General features: G+C 29.4%; 2 protein-coding genes. Both read left to right on the top strand.

Translation table 11 applies throughout. The features are described from left to right. Window positions 1-142 precede the first annotated feature (142 nt). A complete protein-coding gene (locus LJD32_RS14705; protein ID WP_032091342.1) occupies window positions 143-1,261 on the top strand; it encodes a 6-phosphofructokinase in 1,119 nt (372 codons plus the stop codon). A gap of 133 nt (window positions 1,262-1,394) precedes the next feature. Then, a complete protein-coding gene (locus tag LJD32_RS14700; RefSeq protein WP_227392783.1) occupies window positions 1,395-3,038 on the top strand; it encodes an AAA family ATPase in 1,644 nt (547 codons plus the stop codon). The last annotated feature ends 231 nt before the right edge of the window (window positions 3,039-3,269 follow it).

Here is a 3,269-nt window from a genome sequence, read left to right as displayed (position 1 = left end):
GGGCATGCCCCTTGTTATCAATTCCTTAATTCCAGTTTCATTTTACAATACAGGATTAAGAAATAACTGTAAACGCTTACAAAAAAGTATTGTTTTTTCCTCTAGGTGAATTTATAATTATATAGTATGGAGGAAGAAAATTATGGGAAGTACTGTCAAAAAAATTGCATTATTATCTGGTGGAGGTGATTGTCCAGGGTTAAACGCTGTTATCCGTACAATTACTAAAACTGCAATCTCTAAATATGGTTATGAAGTGATTGGATTTGTTTATGGTTATAGAGGTTTATACCATAATAATTATGTAGAACTTACTGAAGAATCGGTAGAAGATATTTATAAAGAAGGAGGAACTATTTTATATAGTTCTAATAAAGATAATTTATTTGATTATTTAGTAGATGATGGTCATGGTGGAAAAGTAAAAAAAGATGTTTCTGATGTGGCTGTTGAAAACTTGAAAAAAGATGGTGTTGATGTTTTAGTTATTTTAGGTGGAGATGGAACGCTTACAAGTGCACGTGATTTTTCAAGAAAAGGTGTCAATGTTATTGGTGTACCTAAAACAATGGATAATGATTTAGCAAGTACAGATGTTACTTATGGATTTATTTCAGCAATGTCTGTAGGTACAGAATTTATTGATCGTTTACAAACAACAGCAAAATCACATCATCGTGTTATTTGTTGTGAATTAATGGGCAGAGATGCTGGATGGATTACTTTATACGCAGGTCTAGCAGGAAATGCCGGTGTATGTTTGATTCCAGAAATTCCATTTACCATTGAAAATATTGCTAAAGCAATTAAGAAACGTGATGAAATGGGATTACCTTATACAGTAGTAGCTGTTGCTGAAGGAGCAAAATATGCTGATGGAACAAAAGTTATTGGTAAAATCGTAGAAGATAGTCCAGATCCAGTACGTTATTCAGGATTAGCTGCTAAAGTAGCTGATGATCTTGAAAAAGTAATTCCAAATCATGAAGTACGTTCTGTCAATCCAGGACATATTATTCGTGGTGGAGATATTACAGCATATGATCGTATTTTATCAATTCGTTATGGTGTGGCTGCAGTTGAACTTATTAATGAAGGTAAGTTTGGTAATGTTGTTACAATCAATGGTGATAAGATGGGATATACTTCATTAGAAGAAGTAATTGGTGCTGCTAAGGTTGGTCAACAAAAACATGTTGATCCAAATGGAGAACTTGTTAAAGCGGCTAAAGCAATTGGCATTTCATTTGGTGATGAATAATAATAGTAAAAAGAAGTTTCTTGATGAAACTTCTTTTTTATTGGACAAATAATCCAATAGAAATCAAGGTTTATATCATGTATAATACTTTTAGTAGTACATAATAATACAGATTAGGAAGTGAGTTGATTGTATGAAGTTAATACCTACAGGAATTGAAAATTTTAAAACGATGATTGATAAAAATGCATATTATGTAGATAAAACAAATCTAATTGCAGATATCTTAAATGAACAAGTTGTTTTATATACAAGACCTCGAAGATTTGGTAAGACACTTAATATGTCTATGCTGTATTATTTCTTTTCTATCAAAGAAAAAGAAAATGCTTATTTATTCAATGATTTATATATTTCAAAAAATAAGGAAGCTTTAGAACATCAAAACAAGTATCCAACAATTTTCATTTCTTTAAAAGAAATGAAAAATTTAACTTTTGATGCACAAATTTCATCTTTTTCGAGTATCATTTACGAATTATTAGAAAAAAACTTGGAAATATTATCAGCTTCTCAATTAACTGATGCGACAAAGAAAAAACTAAATAGTTTGCATGATGAAACAACATCAATTGAAGATTTAAAATTTTCATTAAGGATTATATCTAATGCCTTATATACTTACTATCATCAAAAAGTCATTATTCTTATTGATGAATATGATGTTCCATTACAATCAGCTTATCAAAATAATTATTATGATGAAATGGTTGATTTTTTAAGAAGTGTCTTTTCTTCAGCGCTTAAAACAAATGATGCTCTAGAAAAAGGAATTATGACAGGATGTCTTAGAATATCTAAAGAAAGTATCTTTACTGGTTTAAACAACTTTAAAACTTATTCATTATTAGATGAAATGAATGAAGAATATTTTGGCTTTAATGAAAATGAAGTCAAACAGTTATTAGAAGATTATCAATTATCATCTTATATGGATGAAGTCAAAGAATGGTATGATGGTTATCTATTTGGAAATATAGAAATCTATAATCCTTGGAGTACACTCATGTATGTTGATAAAAAATCACATTTTTCTTCATATAAACCTACTTCCTTTTGGGCAAATACTAGTGGTAATGATCTTGTAGTCAATTATATCCAAAATGGTAGTGATGAACTCCATGAAGAATTTGAACAATTGATTCAAGGCAAATCCTTAGAAAAATACATCAAGCCAGAACTCACTTATCGAGAAATGGATCATATCAATAATATTTATAGTTTTCTTTTACTTACAGGTTATTTAAGAGTTATTGAAGATTTAGGAGAAAACAAATATAAACTGGTTATACCAAATAAAGAAGTCTATGAAATCTATAAGCAATCTTTTATGAGTTATTTTGAAGATTATACTTTTGTAAGAAAAGAAGACCTTTATCAATGTCTTGTTAGAGAAGATGTTGATCAAGCTAATGAAATACTAGGGGATATCTTATCAAGAAGTATCAGTTATTTTGATAATCAAGAATCTTTCTATCATGGATTTTTAGTAGGACTCTTTAGTGGTAAGAAGATCAAATCAAATAGAGAAGCCATGAATGGAAGATTTGATTTATGTATTTTACCTAAACAAATCTTTCAAACGGCGCTTATCTTAGAATGCAAACATTCTAAGAGTGTTAAAGAACTTGTAAGTGACGCAAAAGAAGGAGCAAAGCAAATCATTGATAATAAATATGAAGATGAAATTATTAATGATGGTTATTTACATGTAAAAGGATATGGGATATCCTTTTATAAGAAATACTGTTATATTGTTAAAGCAGAAAACAGTTAAATATACATCACTTAGGAATAGCGGCTTTATGAAATAACATGATATTTTTAAAACGAAGCTAATTAGATAACATGAGGTTTTTTCGGCGCTCTAATTAATCGAGTGCTTTAGCGAAATTCTCTCTAAATTATTAGGGGGATATTGATGTGGAATCAGTATTCCCTCTAAAATATTCAGTGCTTTTTTAAGAGGAAAATTAGGATGATGTCTGGTCCTGGTTTTCCTCCTTTT

Source organism: Faecalibacillus sp. TM498 (genome assembly GCF_020589955.1).
Classification (GTDB): domain Bacteria; phylum Bacillota_I; class Bacilli_A; order Erysipelotrichales; family Coprobacillaceae; genus Faecalibacillus; species Faecalibacillus intestinalis.
The sequence above is the reverse complement of the archived record's forward strand: the minus strand, read 5'-3'. Positions and strand labels throughout refer to the sequence as shown.

Excerpts from the sequence above, each read along its gene's own strand:
- LJD32_RS14705 (WP_032091342.1), top strand. The coding sequence starts at position 143 with ATGGGAAGTACTGTCAAAAAAATTGCATTATTATCTGGTGGAGGTGAT.
- LJD32_RS14700 (WP_227392783.1), top strand. The coding sequence starts at position 1,395 with ATGAAGTTAATACCTACAGGAATTGAAAATTTTAAAACGATGATTGAT.